Below are 24628 nucleotides of genomic sequence, written 5' to 3' on the forward strand. Positions count from 1 at the left end.
CTGTTTCATTGTTTACAAAAGGGGAGTCGAGATTATGAAGCTTAAAGCATTCCTTACAGCGCTGACTGTCGGCACAGCATTGTCTGCTGTTGCCCTGTCATCCGCACCGGCATTCGCTGCCGGTAAAATGACCGTATCCTCACCGCAGGATCCGGGCAGCTGGGATCCGATTGACACATTTCTGGTCAACTGGGCATCTGTTGCCACCAATATTTATGACGGTCTGGTCTATCGCGGCCCTGATCTGAAAATCGTACCGGCGCTCGCAACCTCGTGGGAAGAACTGGACGAAGGCAAGCGCATTCGCTTCCACCTGCGTGAGAATGTTAAATTCCACAATGGCGAGCCTTTCAATGCGGAAGCTGTAAAATTCACCTTTGAGCGTCTGCTCGGTGATGAAGGTGCTAAAGGCCCGCAGCGTTCCAATTATGTTGCGATTGAAAAGATCGAAGTTATCGACGACAAGACAGTCGATTTCCACCTGAAAGACACTGATCCGGTTCTGATGACCAAGCTCGCCGGTTACGGCGCGATGATCGTGCCGCCAAAATATATTCAGGAAAAAGGCGATGATTTCTTCAATGCCAATCCTGTCGGCACCGGCCCGTTCAAGGTGACCAGCTATAAGCCGAAAGTCGGCATCCAGATGGAAGCTTTTGCTGACCATTGGGGCGGCGCACCAAAACTTTCTGAACTTGAATATCGTTTCATCACCGAACCGTCGACAGCTGTTGCTGAATTGCAGGCAGGCCGCGTTGATCTGGTGATCCCGCCGACAATTCCGATCGGTATGATCCCGACAATCGAAGCTGATCCTAATCTGGCGATTGTCACCACTGCCGGCCCGACAGTTTATTCACTGCGCTATAATACCCGCGATGGTATTACCGCTGATGAACGCGTGCGTAAGGCGTTGATCCTTGGCGTTGACCGCGACACCATCATCAAGTCCATTCTCGGTGGTCAGGCAGAACCGATTGCCAGCCTTCAGGGTGCCCTCTCCTTCGGTTATGATGCAGCCATGAAACCGCTGCCATATGATCCGGAAGGCGCGAAGAAGCTTCTCGCTGAAGCCGGTGTAAAACCGGGTGCAGCCGTACAGATCGATATTCGCGGTAATGATGCAACTTTCAACGAAGTTGTGCAGGCTGTTTCCAGCTATCTGCAGATCATTGGCATCAATGCAACGATCAAGCCATATGAAACCAACGTATTGCTGAACGACATCATTCCGCAGGGTAAAACCGGCGCGATGTTCCAGCAGTCATGGGGCGGCTGGACATTCGATTACGATAACACCGCTTATTCCATGTATCACGCCGGTGAAAAATGGAACCCGTATGACAATGATGCGAAAATGAATGAGCTGCTGGAATCCCAGCGCGCCATTACAGATCGTGCCAAGCGTGAAGTCATCCTCAAGGAAATCGCTAATTACGCTGCCGATCGTGCATTGGAAATGCCGCTTTACAATCTCAAAGCGATTTACGGCATCAACAAGCGCGTGAAGAATTTCGTACCGGCGCCAGACAGCCGTCTGCGTCTCACCGAAGTCAGCGTTGACTGATACAATAATAACCGCGCCGGTCATTTTTGCCGGCGCGGTATTTCCTTGATCTTATAAAGGATAAGAATTTTGGCCGGGTTTCTGATCAAACGAATTTTACAGGCGATCTTTGTCGTCATTGTCGTGACTTTGACCGTCGCTTTCGCAATCCGTATGACCGGTGATCCGGCGCTGATGCTCACTCAAGGTGCGGGCAGCGTAACCGAGGCCGATCTGGAGCGCATCCGTGAAGGTCTGGGTCTGAACCAGCCTTTCATCGTACAATATATGAATTTCATCAAAGGCCTGTTCACGCTGGATTTCGGACGCAGCTTCCTTGGCGGCACACCGGTTTCCCTGCTGATTAAAGATGCCCTGCCTGCCACTTTGCTGCTGGCTTTTGCATCCATGGCCGTTTCGATCATTATTTCGATCCCGCTCGGCATTAAGGCCGCGGTATCGCGCGGCAAATGGGCAGATCAGCTGATCCGTATCCTGTCGCTCGTCGGCCTGTCTTTCCCGAACTTCTGGCTCGCAACCATGCTGGTACTGCTGTTTGCTGTCGGCCTGCAATGGCTGCCGCCTAGTGGTATGGATGGTTTTGCCAGCTTCATCATGCCCGCTGTGACAATGGGGATTATCCTCACTGCTACCAATGTACGTCTGGTACGCACCTCCATGTTAGAGACCCTGCAGTCCCAGTATATTATGGTGGCACGCGCCAAGGGCCTGAGCGAAAACAAAGTGCTGTACAAACATGCGCTGCGCAATTGCGCCATTCCGCTGATCACCTATTTCGGCCTGCAATTCGGCGGGTTGCTCGGTGGTATTGTGGTGGTTGAACGCGTGTTCAACTGGCCCGGCATGGGCACACTGGCTTTCGATGCGGTTTCCGGTCGTGACTATCCGGTTCTGCAGGCAAGTATCACCGTGCTGTCGCTTATGATTATCGGTGTCAATCTTCTGGTCGATATTGCCTATGGTCTTGTCGATCCGCGTATCCGGACGGAGTAGAAAATGGCCGCGAAAACTTCCTCTTCCCTGCTGTTCTCCCGCCTGTTCAGCCTTGAGTTCATTCTCGGTGTCGGCCTGACAGCCATTATCTGTCTTGCCGTGCTGTTCTCCGGCCTGCTGTTTCCCGGCGGTGCGGACAAAATCGACCTGATGGCGCGTCTGACGCCGCCATTCACCAATATGTCCCATATTTTCGGCACCGATCCGCTCGGTCGCGATGTGCTGGCACGTGTGGTCACCGGTGGTAAAATCTCGCTGCTGGTCGGCTTTGTCTCCGTTGCCGGTGCCGTGGTTGTCGGCGTTATCATGGGGCTGATTGCCGGTTACTATCGTGGTTTCTGGGATATGGTCGTAATGCGCTTTGCCGATGTGCAGCTCGCACTGCCATTCATCCTGCTGGCCATTACCTTTATCGCCATTGTCGGCGGCGGCCTTATGAATACCATCATCCTGCTGATCGTTTCCCAATGGGTGCAATATGCCCGTCTGGTGCGCGCTTCGGTACTGGCGCTGCGTGAGCGTGAGTTCATCCTTTCCGCCCGTGCAATCGGTGTCAAAGACTGGCGCATTATTTTCCAGCATCTGCTGCCGAACCTGCTTGGTCCGGTGATCGTGCTGATGACGCTGAATGTCGCCAATAATATCCTGCTGGAATCCAGCCTGACGTTCTTGGGGCTTGGTGTTGATCCGACGATTCCGAGCTGGGGCGGTATGCTTGCCGATGGCCGTACTTACCTGCAAACCGCATGGTGGGTCAGTGTTTTCCCGGGCTTAGCAATCTTGCTGACAGTTCTTGGTCTTAATCTTCTGGGTGACTGGCTGCGTGACAGCCTTGATCCGACGGGGAGAACATCACGATGAGCATGATCTTTGAAAAAAGCTTTGAGCGCAGCCTCGATGCACTTGTTGCCCGCTTCTCCGATGCGTCGATGAAAGGCGCAACAGTTGAGGCATGGCTGTTCGATGATCTGCAAAGCCGCAAAGCTGCGGAGGCAAAGTTGCAGGCACTTGGCGTAGCCGCCAAACTGCATAGTGCCTATAAGCCTCTGGTGCATTTCTTTCTTGAAGATGCGGACTGCAGCAATATCACACAGATCAGCATTGCCTATCCGGCACATGATGCTTGTGCAGCCAACCGCTTTTTGCTGGAAACCTATCCGCTGACCAAACTGACCGGTGATGCGGTAGTCGAGTTCAAGCCATCGGGCAAACAGGACTTTAGCTATCAGGTGAGCCTGACAGATAAAAACGGCACCGTTACACAGCACGCGGTTTTCGCACCAAACCGTACCCATGAGGATGCGATTGGTGAAACACTATTGTCACCGACCGGCTGGCTGAAAGTCACCCATCAAGGCACGACCACATCTGAGCGCTTTGAGACAGATTTTGAACAGCTGTTCCATGCCGGTATTGCCGCTGTTGCCAATCATACATGGGGCAATACAGAGCCTTATTTTGAAGAACTGAATATTGCTGTATCCCTGCCCGTCAAAGACCAGAAGCTGGCTTATGCGGAAGAAGTGCTCAGCCTGACGGAAGCGCTGCACGAAGATTTCTATTTCTCACTGCTGGAAGTGTTTCAGAAGAAATCCGGTCGCCCGCTCGGTGACCGTGGCTTGCAACCGGGGCAGATCGTACCGGAAATCACCTATGCCGATGCGGCACCTTCAATCCGCATCAGTAACCGCGCTCTGTCCACACAGGACAGCACCGGTGAAAGCCAGACGCTTGCCACAGCACAGGCACCATTGTTTGCAGCACAGATTGCAATGGAACTGGAGCATATCGGCGGAGAGGCATTCAGCGCCCAATCCCGTTCCGGCCGCAGCGTTCTTGGCCGCTATATCAAAGGCACAGATGAGCCAATGATTATCAGCGGTGGCCAGCACGCCAATGAAACCACCGGCGTGGTCGGTGCTTTGCGTGCAGCCCATGAACTGAAATCCCGTAAAGGTGCGCATTTCACCATCTCCCCGCAGGAAAACCCTGACGGTTATGAGCTGCATCGTCGTCTGTGCGCGGATAATCCGTTTCACATGCACCATGCAGCGCGTTACACCGCTATGGGTGATGATCTCGAATATCGAAGCGGCGAGAAACTCTGGGAAAAAGCCATCCGCACGCAGGCTGAAGCGCTGACCGGCGCCAAGTTGCATGTGAATTTGCACGGCTACCCGTCCCATGAATGGACACGTCCGCTCTCCGGCTATGTGCCGCGCGGCTTTGGTATGTGGACATTGCCAAAAGGCTTCTTCCTTATCGTCCGTCATCACACCGAATGGGCGCAGCAATCCGAAGAACTGGTTGATCATGTCACCCGTCATCTCTCAGCTATTGATGGTCTGGTAGATTACAACAATGCGCAGATCGCTTTGTTTGAAAAACATGCAGGCGAAACCGGCTTCCGCATCATCAACGGCTTCCCTTGCCTGATCGGCGTCGATGACCGTCATACCGTGCCGCTGACATTGATCACCGAATATCCGGATGAAACAATTTACGGTGACGATTTCATCCGCGGACATACCGCGCAGATGGAAACAGTGCTCTCGGCCTATGAGGCGCTGCAAAAATTATCTGCAAAATGGCACATTGCCTGAATAAAAATCCCGCCCTTTTAACAAAAGCGGCGGGATTTTTTTAAGATCAACGGCAACAGGTAAAAATGTCTCATGTCACCCTGCTTTACATCAGTTTGCTGACAAAATAGGCTTTCCCTGCATCTGATATTTCAGCATAGGCTTTGAGTTCACTATCAGAATTAATCCATAGAAATACATTACAGTCCGGCCTTTTGCTTTCCTTATCAGGCGCACATCAATAACCGCATTTCCGGCCATCAACGGCACGGGAACAGCGTGTGTAAAGAGGAGAGACCATGCCTGAAACCCTGATTTCCGTTGATCTTTCGCAGTCCGCTTATGAAAATGAGAACCTGCATAATCGCTGGCATCCGGATATTCCGATCAATGTCTGGGTTGATCCCGGCGATGACTTTCTGGTCGAGACTGTCGACTGGACCGGCGGCGCTATCAAAAACAATGATTCAGCAGAAGATATCCGCGATGTTGATCTGACAACGGTGCATTTTCTCTCCGGCCCGATCGGTGTCAAAGGCGCCAAACCCGGCGATCTTCTCGTGGTGGATATTCTTGATGCAGGCACGCTCAAGGGACATGAATGGGGCTTTAACGGCTTCTTCTCCAAGACCAATGGCGGCGGCTTTCTGACCGACCATTTCCCGAGCGCCCAGAAATCCATCTGGCATTATGAAGGCATGTTCACCCGCTCACGCCATATTCCGGGTGTCAGCTTTGCCGGTATGATCCATCCGGGTCTGATCGGTACACTACCCGATCGCAAAATGCTGGAAATGTGGAACACGCGCGAGCTTGGCCTGATTGCAACAGAACCAAATCGTGTGCCACCTCTGGCCAATCCACCGCACGCCCGCACTGCGCATCTCGGTTCGATCAAGAAGGGTGAAACCTTCGACAAGATCGCCGCGGAAGGCGCACGTACTGTCCCGCCACGTGAACATGGCGGCAACTGCGATATTAAAGACCTGTCGCGCGGTTCGAAAATCTATTTCCCTGTCTATGTTGACGGTGCCGGTCTCTCTATGGGCGATCTCCACTTCAGTCAGGGCGACGGCGAAATCACCTTCTGCGGCGCCATTGAAATGGCAGGCGGCTGGCTGCATATCAAAGTCGATGTGATCAAAGACGGCATGGCAAAATACGGTATTCGCAATCCGGTCTTCAAACCATCGCCGATGGTGCCGAATTATAAAGACTATCTGATTTTCCAGGGCATTTCCGTGGATGAACAGGGCAACCAGCATTATCTGGATGCCAATGTCGCCTATCGTCAGGCCTGTCTCAATGCCATCGAATATATGAAGAAATTCGGCTATTCCGGTGCGCAGGCCTATTCGATCTTAGGCTCGGCTCCGGTGCAAGGGCATTTCTCCGGCGTGGTGGATATTCCGAACTCCTGTGCAACCTTGTGGCTGCCAACCGAAATCTTCGATTTCGATATCAGCCCGTCGGCAGCAGGACCGAAGAAGTTCCTCGACGGCTCCATTGATATGCCGATTGCCTATGATCTTTGAGGTGAAACATGCCGGTTTATGAATATGCCTGCGAAGAATGCGGGCCATTCACAGCTCTGCGTCCGATGTCGGAATATGATCAGCCCTGCGCCTGTCCGGATTGTGAAACGTCCTCAAAGCGTGTGATGCTGACAGCGCCTAATCTTGCATCGATGAATGCAAATAAGCGTAATGCAATGGCGGTGAATGAACGCAGTTCTCATGAACCGATCAGTTCAAAATCACTAGGACACGGGCCGAATTGCGGCTGCTGCGGATCAAAATCTAAAAAATCCAAAGCAAAAGTCTCGGCCAACGGCGCGAAAAGCTTTCCTTCCGCCCGTCCGTGGATGATCAGTCATTAAATCTGCAAATAAAAAAGGCGGGTCTCCCCCGCCTTTTTTACGCCCCCGCCAATGCTTTTATAAATTAGCACCGCGATTAAATTTCGTTTCCATCACAATATTGGATGTGGTGCGGACAATGCCCATCATCTCATTGATCTTGTTGATCTCGGCATTGAGCTTTTCCAGCGTATCTGTGCAGATATGAATGATCAGATCCCAGTCACCGGAAATAGAATGTACGGCCTGTACAGCGGTCAGCGTTTTCAGCTGCTTGATCACATCCGGAAAGTTCTTGTTATTCAGCGCCGCAAAAGTGAAGCACTGGATCGGTGAACGATTGACATTGGCACCGAGGCGCACGGAATAACCGTCAATAATCCCGTTGGTTTCCAGCCGCTGAATACGCTCCTGCAAAGCTGTGCGGGACACACCGAGCTGACGCGCCAGTGACGCCACAGATTCACGGGCGTTTTTCTGCATCAGCGCCAGTAACTGCTTATCCTTATCGGTCATTTGCATGGCTGTAATCCCGTATCATCAGCGCTCATCTTAACGATGAGCGCCCTTATAGCGGCCTTCCTGAAAGTAATCCATCATCCGCAGATAAGAGTAGACAGTTTCTGCAGCCAAAGGCCCGAAGACACCGCCGTTCCATGTCAGCCCATAAGGCTCAAACAAGCGGATACGATCACTATCCCCGCTGATCGCCTCAGCAACGACACGTCCGCCAATCGCAGTGGTATTCATACCATGTCCGCCAAAGGAACTGCATGTCCACAGACCATCTTCCACTTTGGTGATATGCGGCATCTTATGACGGGAGTAGCCCATCAGACCAGACCATGCCTTTTCGATTTTAACATCCTGCAATCCGGCAAACACGTCGCACATATCTTTGCGCAAAATCGCTGCCAGACGCGTTTCATCCTGCTCGTTCTTAGTCGTAATCCGTCCACCCCAGAGAATACGATCCCCTTCCACAACACGGTAATAGTCGGATGAGCGACGGTCATCACCAACCGCATCTATCGTACGGATGAAATCCTGCAGACGGTTACCCAGCTTTTCGGTCAGCACAACATAGGTAGCGATAGGCAAAAAGGCACGGCGCAGCTTGCCGAATTGCGCACCGCCATAACCACCACAGCATAGAACCACATCATCACACTGTACCGAGCCATGCTCGGTTTTCACGGTATAGCGCCCTGTAGCACCGGCCTGTGTGTTACGGGTGAAAGACTGCATGGCGCTGTCTTCAAAAATCCGGCCGCCTTTGGCACGGATCAGATCAGCCAGACCCAGCGCATAATTCAGCGGGTGAAAATGGAAACCGGTACTGTCACGCAGCGCCTGCTTATAGATCGGCGTATTCAGCTTCTGGCGGATTGCTGCTGTGTCGAGATATTCATATTCATAGTTGAAATGCTGCGCCATACGATCACGGTAACGCTGCATCTGCTCTGCCGCTTCATAGCGCACGACACTCAGCTTACCTTTGACAATATTGCAGTCCGGCAGATTATTCTGCTCAATATTTTCACGGACAATATCCACGCCTTCAACCGACATGGCGAACAGCTTTTTCGCGTCTTCAAAACCGCTGCGTTTTTCAATCGCGCCAAGACCTTCAGACCAGCCATTCAGACAAAAGCCGCCATTGCGTCCCGAAGCACCCCAGCTGACTTTGTTCTGTTCAATCACAATCACGGATTTATTGCGCTTCAGCAATTCCCATGCCGTCGTCAGACCGGCAAGTCCGCCACCGACAATACAAACATCAGCCTGCAGATTAGTTTGCAGGTTCTCATAGGCAGAAGCGGATGCGACCCGTGTGGCGCTGTAATAGGTAGCTGGATATGAACTCATAATAATACTGCTTCTTACAGAAAATTGTGCTGCACGGATGATACGGGGCGCGTTTCAAGCTGCACATTGCTGTGCAGGAATTCAGTCCGGAAGCTGTTCTGGGATAATGCCGGTTTCTGCAATCTGAAGGGAGCAGAAACCGACAGCATAGATGTGATGGTTATTTCAGCTTGGTGTAATCCACGCCGTACCACTTAACCGACAGTTCAGTCATGGTGCCGTCTGCTTTCAGCTGTTCAAAGACCTCTTTGATCTTTGCTGTAAATTCAGGATCACCCTTGTCTACGGCAACAGCCAATGGCTCATAAAAAGCAGGTTCATCATTCAGTGCGCGGATCGGATAACCGCGCTTCACTGCGTTTTCGACAGTCGGCATTGCAGAAACTGAGGCATCAAGACGAGTGCCGTCACCAAGACGCAGATCATCAAGCGGGCCAACGCTGTCGCCATAGGTTTTAATATCGCCTGGCTTCACATCATATTTGAACTCAGGCACGCCTACAGCATCAATCTTCAGCGTACCGTTGATGTAATCTTCGGTTGTTGTACCACCTTCAACGCCAATAACCTTGCCGTTCAGATCCGCGCGCTTCTCAGCCTTGGAATCCTTGTGTACGGTGAAAACATAAGGCGTGTAGTAATAAACAGTCGGGAAATCGAGAATGCGGGCACGACCGGTTGTCGGGGTCATGGAACCGACAGAAATATCCCAGCGGCCATTCCAGTGACCCGCAGTGATGATGCCCCATTCCGGTGTCACAAAGCGCGCTGTGGCTCCGAGACGTTTGGCAACTTCGGTTGCAACATCAATATCGAAACCAACCAGCTTGTCGTCTTTCATGAAAGACTGCGGCGGCCAATTTGCTGCCGTTGCAACAACCAGTTCTTTTTTGCTGGTAACGCGGTCCAGTGTTTCACCGGCAAATGCCGGCAGGCTTACGCTCAACGCCAGTGCGGCAACAGCAGCGGATAAAATTGCATTCTTCATGTGGGCTCCTCCCCTGAACATAGTGTTATTCAGATGACCTCACCGGAATAAACAGCCATGCGAAAACAATGGATAATTTTGGTCAGAACGGCTGACCGCCCGTATTCATCAGCGTTCCTGACGCTTCATGCGTTTTTCCAGCACAGCCTGACAGCGTTCGAGAATGATCGACAAAAACCAGTAGAGCAGTGCAGCGGTGATCAGCATTTCCAGATGGCGGAACTCTTCACGACCCTGCGTACGGGCGAGGAACATCAGCTCCCAGACACCGATAACCGAGACAAGGGATGAGTCTTTCAGCATCGCGATAAACTGGTTGCCTGTCGGCGGGATGATCAGCTTCATCGCCTGCGGCATGATCACTTTGCGCATTGTGGTGAAAGGGCGCAGCCCAAGCGCACGGGCAGCTTCCCACTGACCACGCGGAATGGACATAATACCACCGCGGAAAATCTCGGTCATATAAGCGCCGTAACACAGCGACAGAGCCAGTACACCGGCAGGCACTGCATCAATCACATAGCCGAGCTGCGGAATACCGAGATAAATCAGGTAGATCTGGATCAGCAGCGGTACACCGCGGAAAAACGAGGTGTAGAAAGAGGCAATCGCAACAGCGAAACCGTTTTGTGAAAGCTTGGCAATGGCACCGACAATCGCCAGCACAAACGCAATGGCAATAGAGATCGCCGAAATATAAACGGTCGTGACCACACCCTGCGTAATCAGAAACGGCAATTTCGACAGGATAAATGTGTAAGACAGATCAAAGCTGTAGAAAAAATACAGGGCACCAGAGAGCAAGGCCAGCCAGACAACTATGGTTTGTGCCTGCATCGGCAGTCTGCCGACGATGTTGATAACCAGTGTCAAAACCAACGAAGTGACGGCTGCAACCGCAATTATGCCAGTCTTGGTGTGCAACAATGCTGCAAGCCCTGTTGCGGCTTCATCAGGAGTGCCTGCCTGATGCCAGTTTCCCCAAACCATAAAAGCGAAGATAACAAGGGCGAATACGCCCAGAAACCACGGCTGCTGCGTGATTTTGTTCTTTTGAACTTTATCGTAATACATGCTGATCTGCTCCCTGCCTCTATGTCTCTTTCAAAAAAGCGCAGGCTTCCACCCGAACAATTGCCGGAAATGACATAAAAAGCAGACATAATCACCGAAATAACAGGCATAATGCGATTCAAAGCAGCGAATTTGACTGCGTAAGCGCTTTATCCACGCGATAAAAAGTGAAACCGCAGGGGCAATACAGCTGAAACACTGCTTACAGACCGGCAATTTCACATATTGTTTTTCTCGAATAGTTCGCAGCTTTAAACACCGTTTTCAGGACACAGCGTTGCCGGATAAGCGGCTTGATTTATCGATAGCCACATCATAAATTCAGCTCATGCAGCGATGCTCAGGATTTATTCTCGGGTATAGCGCATAATAATTTTAATCGTTCTCAGGGCGGGGTGTAATTCCCCACCGGCGGTAACAGGCACAAGCCTGAAGCCCGCGAGCGCTTAATTGAGATACATCGCAGGCACCAAACAAAAGTGCGCCTGCACGTATTCTGGTTATAGCGTGCTGAAAATGGTGTTTTTCGAGAACCGGAGCGGAGTGTACTTTTAGTACATGAGCACCGGAAGCAGAGAAAAACGACATTTGCAAGCCGCTAGAGCCTGAATATTCCAGTTAAGGTCAGCAGATTCGGTGCAACTCCGAAGCCGACGGTCATAGTCCGGATGAGAGAGAGCGGGGCTGAAATAGCATCATGCGCGGAGATTTTTGCCGCCATTATGGAATTTTCTTCCCGTACCATTTCCCAATCCCTGGGGTAACGGCTTACGAGACAGGAAGAAAAACGTTGAGCCCAATTGCCTCTGTTCAGACATTAAAACCGACCATCCGTGGTGCAGCACTCATGCTGGCCGCCTGTGCCGCCTATGCAGGCGTCAATGTTGCCACCCAATGGGCAGGCACCCGCACCGGTATCCCTTCTGTTGTCATTGCTTTCTGGCAATATGTCATCGCTCTGGTACTCACCCTGCCCTTGCTGATCCGCGAAGGCGCACGGGCACTGCGTACCAATCACCTTGGCCTGCACATAATCCGTGTTGGTCTGGCTGCTGCCGGTGTGCAGGTCTGGATTTTCGCCCTCACCCATGTGCCGATCTGGCAGGTGATTGCGCTTTCCATGACATCACCGTTCTTTGTCATTCTGTGCGCGCGCCTGTTCCTGCATGAAGCAGTGACGCAAACGCGCCTGCTCACCACCTTAGTCGGCTTTATCGGCGCATTGATTATTATCGCGCCGTGGTCAGACACCTATACAGTCTATTCACTGCTGCCTATTCTTGCGGCAGCGCTATGGGCTGGCTACTCGGTGATGACCAAATATCTGACCCGCTTTGAAACAACGGCCAGTATTTCGGTCTATATGCTGATCCTGCTCACCCCTATTAACGGTGCGCTATGGGCAGCATCGGGCGTTGGTTTTCCGGAAATTGCATCGCCGTCTGCTGAAATCTGGACAATCCTGCTGACAATTGGCGTTCTGACTGCGATGGCGCAATATTTCCAGATTGCCGCCTATTCGGCAGCCGATGCCGTCTATCTGCAGCCTTTTGATGATCTGAAACTACCGCTGAATGTTATTCTCGGCTGGATTGTCTTTGCCGCGACACCAAGCATTAATTTCTGGCCCGGTGCTCTGCTGATTGTCGGCGCATCGCTCTATCTGATGCGTCAGGACAGCGGCCGTTCAACGACGCGCTTACAGGCCGCAGAATAGGTCTAAACAAAACGGCGGGAAATCCCGCCGTTTTTAGTTTGAAATGATACGCGCTTAATGCCCTGCCGCTTCTTTGGGCACATCACCGGGCTTTTTCATCATTGTTGCAAAAAATGCCAGTGCAACAAACAAGCCGGTCAGGATCAGAAACACATCAATGAACGACATCAGTGTTGCCTGCTGACGCACCATGCCCGAAAGCTTGACCAGCGCAATATTGGCACCATCCATACCAGCTGCATTATATTTGGCAGTCAGGTTAGCAAGCATTTCCTGGGCTTCGTGATTGCCCCAGTTCAGGTGCTCGGACAATTGCGCATAATGCAGATCACCGCGACGCATCAGCATCGTGTTAATCACCGCCAGACCAATCGCACCGCCAAGATTACGCATAAGGTTAAACAGGCCGGAAGCATTTTTAATATGGGATGGATGCAATGTACCCAGCGCCAGATTATTAATTGGCACCATACACAGCATCATCGAACAGCCACGCAGAATTTGCGGCAGCAACAATTCGTAAAAATCCCAGTCCGTCGTCAGCCCCGTCATCACATAGGTACCGGCAGCAAAACCGATAAAGCCGATCATCATCATCAGGCGCGGGTCCATCCGCGTCGAGAGAAAACCGGCCAGCGGTGCGGTCATGAACATTGCCAGACCACTGACAAACAGCGCCTCACCGATCATCAGCGCATCATAGCCACGGATACTACCGAGATAGAGCGGATAGAGATAGGTCAGCCCGTAAAGCCCGACACCCATAATGAATGAGAAGCTGGAACCGAGCGCAAAGTTCATATTACTGAAAGCAGAGAGATCAACAATCGGTTCTTCAGCCGTAAACGCCCTGTAGAAAAACGTAACAGCACCGGCAACCAGCACGAAGGTCATGATGACAATATGGCTGTCCTCGAACCAGTCATTACGCGGCCCTTCTTCCAGCACATATTCCAGCGAGCCGAGAAATGCCGCCATACCGGCCAGTCCCCACCAGTCGAATTTAGCCAGCAGGGATTTATCGCCCTTGTCAAAGTCGATCAGGTTCCATGCCGCAATTGCTACCATAATCCCCGGCACCACATTGACCAGAAACAGCCAGTGCCATGAGAATGTATGGGACAGATAACCGCCGATTGTCGGCCCCACAGTCGGTGCCAGTGTTGCCACCAGACCAACGATCGGCGAAACAATCGAGCGCTTGGACGGCGGAAAAATTGTGAAGGCCGCTGCAAACACGCTCGGGATCATACCACCGCCGATAAAGCCCTGAATGGCGCGGTAGACAATCATCTGCTCGATATTGGTAGCAGTCGCACATAAAATACTGGCCAGTGTGAAACCAGCGGCAGAAATCGTGAACAACACGCGTGTGGAAAGCAGACGCCCGAGAAAACCTGAAAGCGGGATCATCACCACTTCGGCAATCAGATAGGAGGTCTGCACCCATGAGATTTCATCGGAGCTGGCACCCAGCCCCGCCTGAATTTCCGCAAGGGATGCCGACACAATCTGAATATCCAGAATAGCCATAAACATCCCGAACACCATTGCCAGAAAGGCAATGGCTTTACGCGGATCAATTTTTTCTTCAGCAGGATTTCCCTGCATTGTTGTTGAGGCAGCCATGGCTGTGCACGCTTATTCCGCTGCGTCAGATTTTGACGAAGCTGTGCGGATATCAACATCCACCACAACGCTCAGACCCGCACGTAGTTTGCCTGTGGCCAATGCGGCTTCAGGAATGGCGATCCGCACCGGTACGCGCTGCACCACCTTGGTGAAGTTGCCCGTCGCATTTTCCGGCGGCAGCAGTGAGAAGACAGAACCGGAAGCCGGTGAAAGAGAAGCCAGCTTGCCCTCAAATTTTTCACCACCCAGCGCATCAACGGTAAAATGCACAACCTGACCATCTTGCAGCTTTTTCAGCTGGGTTTCTTTGAAATTCGCGTCAATATAGAGCGCATTGACCGGCACCAGAGCGGCAATACGCTGCCCTGCACTCACCAGATCACCTTTTTTACCTGTCAGATTGCCGATCACACCATCAAACGGTGCGCGAAGCGTGGTGAAAGACAAATCGCGCTGCGCTTTATCGCGCGCCAGTTCAAGGCTACGGGTCTGGCTTTCAGCTTCCTGATATTGGGCTTTCAACACACCAATATTGGCTTCAGCCGCCGCGATCTGCGCCGCAGCATTGGCATCAGAAGCCTTTGCCTGTGCCAGCGATGTTGTCGCGCGATCCAGTTCCGACTGCGAGACAAAACGCGTATCGTGCAGTTTGGTAATCCGCTCCATCGTCGCCTGTGCATTGATGAGAACCGCTGCAGATGATTGCTGTGAAGCGCGCGCCTGCGTCAGCGCGGCTTCTGCGGCAACCGTCTGTGCTTCAATCCGAGCCAGCGTTTTCTGCTGGGTTTCCAGTGCCGCTTCTTTCTCGTTCAGCGCAATCTGATAATCGCCCTGATCAAGCTGAAAGATCGGATCACCCGCTTTGACATGGCTGTTGGCGCTCACCAGCACATCATCAATGTAACCGGTAACCTTCGGCGACATCGCCATGATATCCCCGTGGATATAGGCATCATCAGTTGAAACCATAAAGCGACCGGTTGTCCACCAGTCATAACCGTACCATGCACCACCGGCCAGCACCGCCAGCAACACCACACTCAGCACTTTGCGCTTGCGGGATGGTTTGGCCGGCAATGGCTTCACCGCTGCCGGTGCTGCAGTCTGTGCAGGCTGGGGCTGTGCCTGCTCACTATACGGCATTCCGTCTGATGCAGGATTATCATCATTTTGTGCCGCTCGCTTAAGATCGGCCGGCGCAGCACTCTGCACATTGTCATACTGATCTTCTGAAACAGAAGAAGATTGATTCGACTGGTTTGGCTTCGCAACAGGCTTCAGAGCGGACATAGCGGGGGCAACTTTCTGGATAAAAACAGGCCGTACTGCCAATAAACTTTATTGAATATTTTGTTCCGGTAAGGGGAAACTCAAAATGAACCACGGATCAGTCGGAGAATCTTTCTGCCACGCATTATGAGAAATGGCTTATATTCCCTTCAAAACCGTTCGGTTCGATGTTGACATAAAGCAAGAGAGACGGCATATCAATTGAAATCGTACTGATCGGTTCGAATTGGTAAATATTAACTTTGCGCGGCAAGTACACTACGGGCAGCGTCAGGAAAGCAAAGCAGGCATGACAGACATCAAACAGTCGCAGAATGGTCGCCATGGTGCCGGACAAGATCCGGTCAAGCGTCAGAAAATTCTGGACGGTGCGCAAAATGTATTTCTGCGCATGGGTTTTGATGCCGCCAGCATGAATGATATCACGCGGGAAGCCGGTGTTTCCAAGAGCACGATCTATGTCTATTTTGAGAGCAAAGATGAGCTGTTTGAAGCCTTGTGCGAACAGCACCGTAGTATCTTATTCACTCAAATCAATACAATCATCGGTGAAGGCCTCTCCTGTAAAGAAGGGCTTATTGCCTATGGCATTGCGCTCGTCCCCCTTGTGACCTCGGATATGGTGATCAGCGCTCAGCGCACAATCCTGGGCGTAACCGAGCGTAAACCGGAAATCGGCGTGCGTTTTTATGAGCGCGGCCCGCGGCGTGGTCTTTTGGTACTAAAAACCTATATTGAAACCCTTGTTGAACAAGGTGCTATCTGCGTTCCGGACGTGCAACATGCCGCTTATCAGCTGGCGGAACTGTTTCTGGCAGGCATTTATCGCCAGCGCTTGTTTGCCTATATGGAAGAGGCACCAACGCCGGAGCAAATTCGCTATAATGTGGAATCCGCAGTGAATATGTTTTTCGCCGCCTATGGTACAAAACCGGATACTCAAGCGACGGTATAAGCTCCCCCCTTTTCCGCATCCTGCAGGCTATCAGGTCAAATCCGGCGAGCACTTAGGCCAGCGTCTACTCAGGATTGTGATTGCAGCGGCACAGATTTGCGCTACTCTGTTCAAAAAAGCAGTTTACGTACAGGTCAACTAGAGCGCATTCCGAAAAGTGCGAAGCGGTTTTCGGTATAAAATGCGCGTAAAAACAAAAAACTAGAGCGGTTTTAATGGTTTAACATTGGCTAAAACCGCTCTAGAAACTGCATGCAGGGGAAAATCATGGCGCATTCTCATCCGGCAGATCAATCCGGCATTAGTCCGGCAGCAACATGGCTCTATATCCTGTTAGCCTGCGGGGCGATTGCAGGTGCTTTATTAGGCGCACATCTCAATCCGGAATGGCGCTGGCTGCATTATCTCACCAAGCCAACAGCCACAGCGCTGCTGCTCGTCCTCACTTTATCCGTCAACAATCCAGCATCCCGTCATTATCGCAATGCAATTGCGCTTGGTCTTGCTTTTGCAATCGGCGGTGATTTTTTTCTCATGCTGCCGCAGGATTATTTCATGGCGGGGCTGATCTGTTTTCTGCTGACGCACTGCGCTTACATCTATGCACTGCTGTCCGACCATGCTGCATTCAAACCATCTGTCTTTCTCGGCTTTGCAGTCATTGCTGTGCTGATTATCACCGGCCTGTGGAACAGCCTGCCCGATGGCATGCATATTCCGGTCGCCATCTACGCGCTGGCACTGGCCTTGATGGCAGCTTTTGCGCTGAACCGCGCTATGAACATGACCATTGCCGACCGTAATACAAAACAGGCTGCCAAGATCGCGGCCTTTGGCGGTATCTTCTTCGTCATCAGCGACAGTATTCTGGCTTACGGGCGGTTCCGCTATGATATCCCGCTCAATTCACTCTGGGTGCTTGGCACCTATTATGCAGCGCAATGGTGTTTTGCGCGTTCTGTTTTAAGGGACCCTCATGACTGAACAGCTCAGCACCACCTTTAACTCCTTACGCGAAGCATGGTTGCAACATCGCCCTGATGAGCGGCAGCGTCGTGAAGATTTGCTGCGCCTGCGTAGTGCTTTCAAAGCCAGCCTGCCGCAAATGACCGAGGCAATTTCCCGTGACTTTGGCCATCGCTCTGCCCATGAAAGCATGCTGGCAGAAGCCATGATCGTGTTGAAAGAAATTGACCACTGCCTGCACAAACTAAAGAAATGGATGAAACCGCAAAGGCGCAAAGCCGGCTGGCAATTCTGGCCTGCAAAAGCAGAAATCCGTTTTGTACCTTTAGGTGTCGTGGGTATTCTCTCGCCGTGGAATTATCCGGTTAATTTGTCGCTCACGCCGCTGATATCGGCAATAGCGGCGGGTAATCATGTCTTCCTGAAACCTTCAGAACATACGCCGCATACCAATGCTTATCTGACCCGTCTGCTCCATGATTGCTTCCCGCAAAACCGCGTCAGTATCATACAGGGTGGTGCAGATATTGCCGCAGCATTTTCCAGCCTGCCCTTTGATCATTTGTTTTTCACCGGTTCAACCGCAGTGGGTAAAAAAGTCATGGCAGCGGCAGCAAAAAACCTAACACCGGTGACATTAGAACTTGGCGGCAAGTCCCCTGCACTGATCGCACCTGATGCCGATTTAACAAAAACTGTCAGCCGTATTCTGACAGGCAAGCTCTTCAATGCCGGACAAACCTGTATAGCGCCGGACTATGTGCTGCTGCCGGAGAACCAGCTTGAAACCTTTATAGCAGAGTGCCAGAGCCAGACCGCTCAGCGCTATAATGAGGCGAACGGCCAAACGGATTACACGGCGATCATCAATGAGAGCCAGTATAAACGCCTTACCGGTCTAGCAGATGATGCCAGTATCCGCGGGCATAAAGTGATCCCGTTACTCTCTTTAAACGATACCCAAAAAGCCGAGAACCGCCATATCCTGCCGCCAATGCTGGTCATCAACCCGGATGATGACAGCGCAATTATGCAGGAAGAGATTTTCGGCCCGCTCTTACCGGTTAAAACCTATCGCTCCTATGATGAGGCACTCCGCTATATCATCACCCGCGACCGGCCGCTTGCTTTCTATATTTTCAGCAGCAGCAATGAGCCGGTTGAAAATGCCCTCTCAAATGTCGTGGCAGGCAGTGTGTGTATCAATGACACGCTCTATCAGTTTGCCTGTGCAAACCTGCCGTTCGGTGGTGTCGGCATGAGCGGTATGGGGCATTATCACGGTGAAGAAGGTTTCAAAACCTTCTCCAAAGTCATGCCGGTTTTGCGAAAATATAATCCTGCAGCAACCGATTATCTGCGCCCGCCCTATGGCCGTTTTGCCGATACGCTCATCCGTTTCTTAACAAAGTAACTAGAGTGCCGTGTGCCAGACTTGGCTCATAAAGGTCGCTCTAACACTCTAAACAAAAGCCCCGCCTGAGATATTCAGGCGGGGCTTTTATTGTTTGCGATCTGCGCCGTTTTACTTTGCAGGCTGAACCTGCATCATACCGGCAGCACCACGGCCGAAATATTGCGGACGATACATATCTTCCACATATGGCGCCGGATGGGCATAGGTGCCCGGTGTGACCGCACGCACGGTATAGGCAACCGTATATTCACGGGCATTACCACCGCTGCTGTTGAAAGCGGCCACAAAACGATCACTACGGAATTCACTATGGGCAACCGTGGTTCCGTCCAGCCAGCCGAAATTACTCAGATCCGCACTGTCTACGATACGCGGATTGTCAATTTCAAAACCGGCAGGCAGCAGATCGGTGATCAGAATACGCGATGCCCAATTATTTGCCTCAGTCACTTTCAGCACAACCACATAGCGCTCATTCTGCTGTGCATCAGAAACACTGACCTCAGCACCGTCCAGCGTGTAATAGCTGCGTGCAATGGTAAAGCCATCACCACCAGCAGGCGGTGCTTCCACCGGCGCTGCAACAGTTGTGATCACCGCCGTCACCGGCTTGGCACCGGTATTCGCGATTGTCACCGGCGCAACTTCAAGCTGCTCACCTGTCAGACGCTCTGACAATGCACCCTGACGATCTTCACCGTTCAGTTGCAGGGTCAGATTAGCATCTTCATCTTTCAGACCACGGGCAGCCAGCAACAGCCATGCCTGTTCCTGTGTGCTGGTATAGCGTGTTTCATTGCTCAAACCGCCAACCATTTTCACCAGTTGCGGCACGATGCTTGGTACCGGACGGCTTTCAGCAGCCAATGCGAGAATGGCGGCGCCGTCACGCAGGTTCGAACCATAATCCGAACGCGCCCACGAAATATTGCCTTTATCAGCAAGACGGAACGCCGATACGAAGGCTTTTTCCGAACGCTCACCATCGCCGTAAAGCGCGAGACTTGCACCGATCTGAGCACGTGCCAGCGGTGTGGCAAATTCTTCCAGACGGGTATCTGCATAGTAACGCAGATCAGCAATCGATGCACGGCGGTTACGTGACAGCACGTAGAAAGCATAAGCAATCGAATTGCCGTTATCCGTAATAGACACATCATAGGACAAGGCATTCTGAAGATTATCCAGTGCCAGTACCATAGCCTGCTGCGGCACGTCGAACTTCTGCTCACGAGCGCGGGTCAGGAAGTCTGTAACATAGGCATCAAGCCAGAGATCACCGCTATCCGGAGACCAGAGACCGAAGCTGCCGGAAGATGACTGATTGTTCAGCACCTTGTAGATGGCATCCTGAATACGCTTGTTCAGCTCTTCATCGCTGTCCTGCAACGGCATACCGGCCTGTTTCGCCAGTTCGTTCATATAGAGCAACGGCAAAGCGCGGCTGGCAGTCTGTTCGGTACAGCCATAAGGATAACGATCCAGCGATGTCAGCAGACCCGGAATATCAAAACCGGATGCATTGGAAACATTGATGCTGACCGATGCACCATCCATACGCTGACCGGCAAGCAGCTCTTTGTTGATCACAAGAGAACCGTTCACTGCCGCAAGGGTCACTTCCTTACGGGTGGTTTCCGGCAAGGATGATGCACGCACCGGCAGGATCAGATCCTGCGAAATGCTCAGCCCGCTTTCATGGGTCAGCTGGACGGTCAGAACTTCCGTCCCTGCACGTTCCGCTTGCAGCGGCAGGATCAGATGGGTCTTTTCACCCTGTCCCAGTGTGACAGATGATGGTGCCTGCCCCTGTGGTACAGAAACCAGACCGGAACTGGCAACGCTCACCCTATACTGACCGGCAGGGCCGTCTGTATTGGCAATATCAAGACGCAGCTGCGCCTGATCTTGCGGTGCCATGAATTTTGGCAGCGCAGCAGTGACAACCACCGGATCACGGATGATCACATCCGACTGTGCATTACCGACTGTGGTTTTTGTCCAGGCAACAGCGCTGACGCGGGCAGTACCGTTGAACTGCGGAATCTCAAAGTTGACACTCGCTTTGCCGTCCGCACCGACCTCAACAGGACCGGCAAAGAAAGCAACCAGCTTTTCGGTCGGAGGCGAACCTTCGACAGCCATCTGCGCGCCGTCACCACCGGTACGCAGGCGACCCATTGTGCCGAGCGAACCATCAATCAGACGACCATAAAGATCACGGATTTCAAGACCGAGCTGACGCTGACCGAAATACCAGCCGGCTGGATCAGCCGGTTTGTGATTGGTCAGGTTCAGAATGCCCACATCCACAGCCGAGATCATGACATAGGCCTGATCGCCGGATTTCAGACCACCGATTGAAACCGGAATGGCCAGAGCCTGACGCGGTTCTGTCTTTTCAGGTGTCTCAATCCGCACGGAGAGTTTGCGTTCTGCCGGATCAACCGCCAGCCAGCGAATACCAATGGCACGGGCAGGCATACGGCTTTCCTGTGCTTCACCCGGACGGTACAGGCTCGCTGTGATATAAGCACCGGCACCCCATTCGCCGCTGACCGGAATTTCAACTTCCGCACCTTCAGCAGGCACAGAGACTGTCTTGGTCATCAGCAGGCTGTCTGCACCGATTGTCACCAAAAGTTCACCGGCAAAGCGTGGAGAAACTTTCAAAATCGCGGTTTCACCGTCTTTGTAAGTCTCTTTATCAAGCGCGACTTCCAGACCATCCGGCGTTTCTGTCGAACGGGCTTCCACATACCAACCGGCATAAAATTCAAAACTGCTCTGCGGGCCGTCAGGATCAGAGGTTGCTATTTCAAGACGATAGCGTCCCCACTCTACCGGCACCTGAATGCTGCCTGCGGTCTGCTCATCAACAGAAACAGTGCCGTTAGCAACTTGTCTAGTATAGGTTACCGGCTCGTAGTTCCACGAGCTGCCGCTGCGATACCACTGATAGTTCCGCTCGACCTTAACCAGCGACCACTCCAAACCGTCTTCGGTAACGCGCTTACCATTGGCATCGCTGACGATCACCGAGAACTGGGCATTGCTGTTTTCACCCAGATTATCGCTGTTAAATTCCGGCTTGATACCGATCATATTGGTGTCGGATGCAACCGGCAGTGTCAGCTTGCGCTCAACCGCACGACCGCCGCCCTCACGCATACGCACAACAATATCCGCATTGAGACGCTGGGTTGTGGCAGGCAGATCATTCAGCACAACCGGAATTTCGGCTTTGCCCTGCTCATTCAGAACCGGCAGTGCATCCAGAGTGGTACGGGTATCTTCCGGCTGTTCTTCATCTGCAAGACCGAAAACATATTTCGGGAACAGATCCCATGAACGGGTCGGGCGAATATTCACTTCGCCTTCCAGTGTCAGGCCGGCAGCAGGCGCACCATAGAGATAACGGCCGTCTACTTTCACCACAGCCGCATCACCGGCACGGATTTCTTGTCCCTCTGAAGTCAGGTCGAACTCTGTGCGGTCCGGTACAAAATCCTCAACCAGAAACTGCTTTTCAGACAGCGGCGTGGCTTTCGGATCGCTTAAGATACGCAATGTCCATGTGCCGCGCATGGCGTTATCGGCCAGCGGCAGATCAACGGCATGTCCACCGGCAGCCTGTGATGTGCTGACAATCGCACGATCTTCCACGCCATCAGGGCGCAGGAAGGAGAAAGTCAGCGGCAGGTCAACGGCTTTTGCAGCGCTGTCACGAACCAGTGCGGCTGCATGAACAGTCTCACCGGTGCGGTAAATACCACGCTCTGTCCAGCCATAGACATCCAAAGCACCCGGTGCAGGACGTCCGGTTACACCACGATCGGACAAATCGAAGCCAGCGCGCTTCATATCGAGGAAGACATAATCTTCCTCTCCGTCTTTGCCTTTTGAACGCGCAGTCAGAATGGCCGGAGTCATCGCGGCGGTGCCGCGCATCAGACCGGCTGTAAAGGTCGCGCGACCGTCACCGTCGGTTGTTGCTGTGCCTAGCACTTCATTATTTGCGGCCAGCAATTGCAGCTCCACGCCTTCCATAGGCTTGGCAGTTGCCAGCGAGCGGGCAAAAACATTCAGACCGTCTTCACCGGCAAAAGTCGCAAGGCCGGTATCCGATACCAGAAACCATTGTGTCGCCTGTGAAGCCCAAAATTCCGACTTATCGCCTTCCGCCTTGGCGGTCATAATATAAATGCCGGGCTTACGCTTCGGCAGCGCTTCATCAACAGGGAAGGATGAAACGATTTCCTTGTTCAGATCACTCTCTACGTCGAGTTTGCCGGTATATACCTTCTCGCCAAGTGTGCTGACGATCTGCGATGTTGCGTAACCGTCGAGCTGACCGAAGAAGCTGATACCATCCATCGACTGGGTCAGAGCGCGCTCGCCCACACGATAAACTTCAAGATCAATGGTTTTCACATTGATGCTGACAAGCGGAATACCACGGCGCATGGTGCTTGGCAGCACAAAGGCATCACCGTTGAAACGCACGGTCGGCGCACGGTCGCGGACATAAATATTCAGTGCAACCGGTGCTTCAATCATCTCACCGATCGCAGCTGGCAGACCTGCGCGGACACCAACGCGGTAATTTTTACCGTGCTGCAAACCTTCAATACAAATCTGTTTGTCTTTGGCTTCCACACCTTTCGGGGTAGCATCATCAATGGTCACGAAAGACGCATAATCAATACCGCTTTTCATCAGCGGCTCTGACAGCTGAATACAAACGCGCGGGTTAGCGCTGTCGCTGTCAATCGTATGGTCAACCACACGGAAGCCTTTGCGCACACGCAAGTCTTCATAGGCGGCGTTCACGGCTGCGGAATTCTGCAAGGCAAGGCTGGCTTTATAGGCATCGAGAGCCGGACGGAAATTGTCACGCATCTCCAGTGCTTTTGCCAGATTGCTCAGCGCTTCTGCCCGTTCAGAAACGGTACGGCTGAACTGATACGCAAGAATGGCAGAATTGGCAGCGGCACGTCTGACATCCCAGCTTGCTCCCTCACTCTGTGATTCAACGAGCGCCGAACGGCTCAGCCCCATCCAGACGGCGCTGTTTTCTTTGGCGATTGGCACAATGCGTGCAAAATCAATCACAGCAGAAGATGTATTACCGGCTTCATAATTTCTTTGTGCGGCACGCAGCAGTTTTGCGACTTCGCCAGCAGGCTTTTCAGCAGTGGTCAGTTTATTGCGATAGGCGCGGGCTTCATCCAGCATGCTGGCCGGTACAAATGTCAGCGGCGGCGGTGCTGCAAGTTCGACCTCTACAGCAGCAGGGTCAAGAACTTTACCGGCAACAGCGCCCTCAATGGTATTCATTTGACCATAATCGGACTTCAGGAAGCACCATTTCGCCTTCACATTATAGGTAAAAGCGCGGCATTCCTGATCTTTGAGGCAAATATTTTCGCATTGTTCAAGACTGACATCTTTGACTGTGCGCAGATCAAAACCGGGATAATCACCATTTTGCGTGGTTGCGATCACCCTTGATCCGTCTTGGTTGGCCTGAGCCAGAACAGGTTGAACAGACAAGGCAAGCGCTGCAGACATAATAAAGCCCGCAAAGACATTACGCATCGACATCGGGATTCTCCGGTCAATTAAATTTGATTCAGCCATGAAACTTGTCAGCACGCTCTTGTCAAGACAGCCTTAAGAACAGGTAAGCACAACAAAAGCCTTCAGAAATATGTCAT

General features: G+C 52.3%; 17 protein-coding genes. 10 read left to right on the plus strand and 7 right to left on the minus strand.

Features of this window, described 5'->3' with window-relative positions; all coding sequences use genetic code 11:
- Positions 1–34 precede the first annotated feature (34 nt).
- The 6 genes from DFR47_RS14215 (at position 35) to DFR47_RS14240 (ending at position 7021) form a co-directional block, all read left to right on the plus strand.
- The gene (locus tag DFR47_RS14215; protein WP_113945080.1) at positions 35–1567 is read left to right on the plus strand and encodes an ABC transporter substrate-binding protein; all 1533 of its coding nucleotides are present in this window, start codon (positions 35–37) and stop codon (positions 1565–1567) included.
- Between the two features lie 69 nt (positions 1568–1636).
- Entirely contained in the window at positions 1637–2560 is a 924-nt protein-coding gene (locus tag DFR47_RS14220) for an ABC transporter permease (RefSeq protein WP_075657004.1), read from the plus strand.
- A 3-nt stretch (positions 2561–2563) separates the two neighbouring features.
- Entirely contained in the window at positions 2564–3421 is an 858-nt protein-coding gene (locus DFR47_RS14225) for an ABC transporter permease (protein WP_113945081.1), read from the plus strand.
- Complete coding sequence (locus tag DFR47_RS14230; RefSeq protein WP_113945082.1) at positions 3418–5163, plus strand: M14 family metallopeptidase; 1746 nt, start codon at positions 3418–3420, stop codon at positions 5161–5163. Before DFR47_RS14225 ends, DFR47_RS14230 begins: the two co-directional genes overlap by 4 nt.
- A gap of 278 nt (positions 5164–5441) precedes the next feature.
- A complete protein-coding gene (fmdA, locus tag DFR47_RS14235; RefSeq protein WP_113945083.1) occupies positions 5442–6677 on the plus strand; it encodes a formamidase in 1236 nt (411 codons plus the stop codon).
- A gap of 8 nt (positions 6678–6685) precedes the next feature.
- On the plus strand, positions 6686–7021 hold the full coding sequence (locus DFR47_RS14240) for an FmdB family zinc ribbon protein (RefSeq protein ID WP_113945084.1): 336 nt from the start codon (positions 6686–6688) through the stop codon (positions 7019–7021).
- Between the two features lie 57 nt (positions 7022–7078).
- Here DFR47_RS14240 and DFR47_RS14245 read toward each other — a convergent pair whose 3' ends face one another.
- From DFR47_RS14245 to DFR47_RS14260, 4 genes are all read right to left on the minus strand, one after another.
- Positions 7079–7522, minus strand: a complete 444-nt coding sequence (locus tag DFR47_RS14245; protein ID WP_113945085.1) for an Lrp/AsnC family transcriptional regulator — start codon at positions 7520–7522, stop codon at positions 7079–7081.
- Between the two features lie 30 nt (positions 7523–7552).
- Positions 7553–8869, minus strand: coding sequence for an NAD(P)/FAD-dependent oxidoreductase (locus tag DFR47_RS14250; RefSeq protein ID WP_113945086.1), 1317 nt, complete (start codon positions 8867–8869; stop codon positions 7553–7555).
- 160 nt (positions 8870–9029) lie between these two features.
- Positions 9030–9857 (minus strand): transporter substrate-binding domain-containing protein, encoded by an 828-nt coding sequence (locus DFR47_RS14255; RefSeq protein WP_113945087.1) that lies wholly within the window; start codon positions 9855–9857, stop codon positions 9030–9032.
- A 108-nt stretch (positions 9858–9965) separates the two neighbouring features.
- Positions 9966–10931, minus strand: a complete 966-nt coding sequence (locus tag DFR47_RS14260) for an amino acid ABC transporter permease (protein WP_113945088.1) — start codon at positions 10929–10931, stop codon at positions 9966–9968.
- A 790-nt stretch (positions 10932–11721) separates the two neighbouring features.
- On the opposite strand from DFR47_RS14260, the gene DFR47_RS14265 reads away from it, so the two are divergent.
- Positions 11722–12648 (plus strand): DMT family transporter, encoded by a 927-nt coding sequence (locus DFR47_RS14265; protein WP_281011645.1) that lies wholly within the window; start codon positions 11722–11724, stop codon positions 12646–12648.
- 54 nt (positions 12649–12702) lie between these two features.
- On the opposite strand, the gene DFR47_RS14270 is transcribed toward DFR47_RS14265, so the two are convergent.
- Both DFR47_RS14270 and DFR47_RS14275 read right to left on the minus strand, forming a co-directional pair.
- Complete coding sequence (locus DFR47_RS14270) at positions 12703–14277, minus strand: DHA2 family efflux MFS transporter permease subunit (protein WP_113945089.1); 1575 nt, start codon at positions 14275–14277, stop codon at positions 12703–12705.
- A 12-nt stretch (positions 14278–14289) separates the two neighbouring features.
- The gene (locus DFR47_RS14275) at positions 14290–15570 is read right to left on the minus strand and encodes an HlyD family secretion protein (RefSeq protein WP_113945090.1); all 1281 of its coding nucleotides are present in this window, start codon (positions 15568–15570) and stop codon (positions 14290–14292) included.
- 289 nt (positions 15571–15859) lie between these two features.
- Between DFR47_RS14275 and DFR47_RS14285 the strand changes: the two genes are divergently transcribed.
- The 3 genes from DFR47_RS14285 to DFR47_RS14295 all read left to right on the plus strand — a co-directional run bounded on the left by DFR47_RS14285 (position 15860) and on the right by DFR47_RS14295 (position 18905).
- Entirely contained in the window at positions 15860–16525 is a 666-nt protein-coding gene (locus DFR47_RS14285; RefSeq protein WP_113945092.1) for a TetR/AcrR family transcriptional regulator, read from the plus strand.
- A 267-nt stretch (positions 16526–16792) separates the two neighbouring features.
- Positions 16793–17509 carry a lysoplasmalogenase gene (locus tag DFR47_RS14290; protein WP_113945093.1) on the plus strand — a complete coding sequence of 239 codons (717 nt, stop codon included), beginning with the start codon at positions 16793–16795 and terminating at the stop codon, positions 17507–17509.
- Positions 17502–18905, plus strand: a complete 1404-nt coding sequence (locus DFR47_RS14295; protein ID WP_113945094.1) for a coniferyl aldehyde dehydrogenase — start codon at positions 17502–17504, stop codon at positions 18903–18905. Before DFR47_RS14290 ends, DFR47_RS14295 begins: the two co-directional genes overlap by 8 nt.
- A gap of 111 nt (positions 18906–19016) precedes the next feature.
- Here DFR47_RS14295 and DFR47_RS14300 read toward each other — a convergent pair whose 3' ends face one another.
- Positions 19017–24515, minus strand: a complete 5499-nt coding sequence (locus tag DFR47_RS14300) for an alpha-2-macroglobulin family protein (protein WP_113945095.1) — start codon at positions 24513–24515, stop codon at positions 19017–19019.
- Between the last annotated feature and the right edge of the window lie 113 nt (positions 24516–24628).

Source organism: Pseudochrobactrum asaccharolyticum (assembly GCF_003314995.1).
Taxonomy (GTDB): Bacteria; Pseudomonadota; Alphaproteobacteria; order Rhizobiales; family Rhizobiaceae; genus Pseudochrobactrum; species Pseudochrobactrum asaccharolyticum.

Excerpts from the sequence above, each read along its gene's own strand:
- DFR47_RS14215 (WP_113945080.1), top strand. The coding sequence starts at position 35 with ATGAAGCTTAAAGCATTCCTTACAGCGCTGACTGTCGGCACAGCATTG.
- DFR47_RS14225 (WP_113945081.1), top strand. The coding sequence starts at position 2,564 with ATGGCCGCGAAAACTTCCTCTTCCCTGCTGTTCTCCCGCCTGTTCAGC.
- DFR47_RS14230 (WP_113945082.1), top strand. The coding sequence starts at position 3,418 with ATGAGCATGATCTTTGAAAAAAGCTTTGAGCGCAGCCTCGATGCACTT.
- fmdA (WP_113945083.1), top strand. The coding sequence starts at position 5,442 with ATGCCTGAAACCCTGATTTCCGTTGATCTTTCGCAGTCCGCTTATGAA.
- DFR47_RS14240 (WP_113945084.1), top strand. The coding sequence starts at position 6,686 with ATGCCGGTTTATGAATATGCCTGCGAAGAATGCGGGCCATTCACAGCT.
- DFR47_RS14245 (WP_113945085.1), bottom strand. The coding sequence starts at position 7,522 with ATGCAAATGACCGATAAGGATAAGCAGTTACTGGCGCTGATGCAGAAA.
- DFR47_RS14250 (WP_113945086.1), bottom strand. The coding sequence starts at position 8,869 with ATGAGTTCATATCCAGCTACCTATTACAGCGCCACACGGGTCGCATCC.
- DFR47_RS14255 (WP_113945087.1), bottom strand. The coding sequence starts at position 9,857 with ATGAAGAATGCAATTTTATCCGCTGCTGTTGCCGCACTGGCGTTGAGC.
- DFR47_RS14260 (WP_113945088.1), bottom strand. The coding sequence starts at position 10,931 with ATGTATTACGATAAAGTTCAAAAGAACAAAATCACGCAGCAGCCGTGG.
- DFR47_RS14270 (WP_113945089.1), bottom strand. The coding sequence starts at position 14,277 with ATGGCTGCCTCAACAACAATGCAGGGAAATCCTGCTGAAGAAAAAATT.
- DFR47_RS14275 (WP_113945090.1), bottom strand. The coding sequence starts at position 15,570 with ATGTCCGCTCTGAAGCCTGTTGCGAAGCCAAACCAGTCGAATCAATCT.
- DFR47_RS14285 (WP_113945092.1), top strand. The coding sequence starts at position 15,860 with ATGACAGACATCAAACAGTCGCAGAATGGTCGCCATGGTGCCGGACAA.
- DFR47_RS14290 (WP_113945093.1), top strand. The coding sequence starts at position 16,793 with ATGGCGCATTCTCATCCGGCAGATCAATCCGGCATTAGTCCGGCAGCA.
- DFR47_RS14295 (WP_113945094.1), top strand. The coding sequence starts at position 17,502 with ATGACTGAACAGCTCAGCACCACCTTTAACTCCTTACGCGAAGCATGG.
- DFR47_RS14300 (WP_113945095.1), bottom strand. The coding sequence starts at position 24,515 with ATGTCGATGCGTAATGTCTTTGCGGGCTTTATTATGTCTGCAGCGCTT.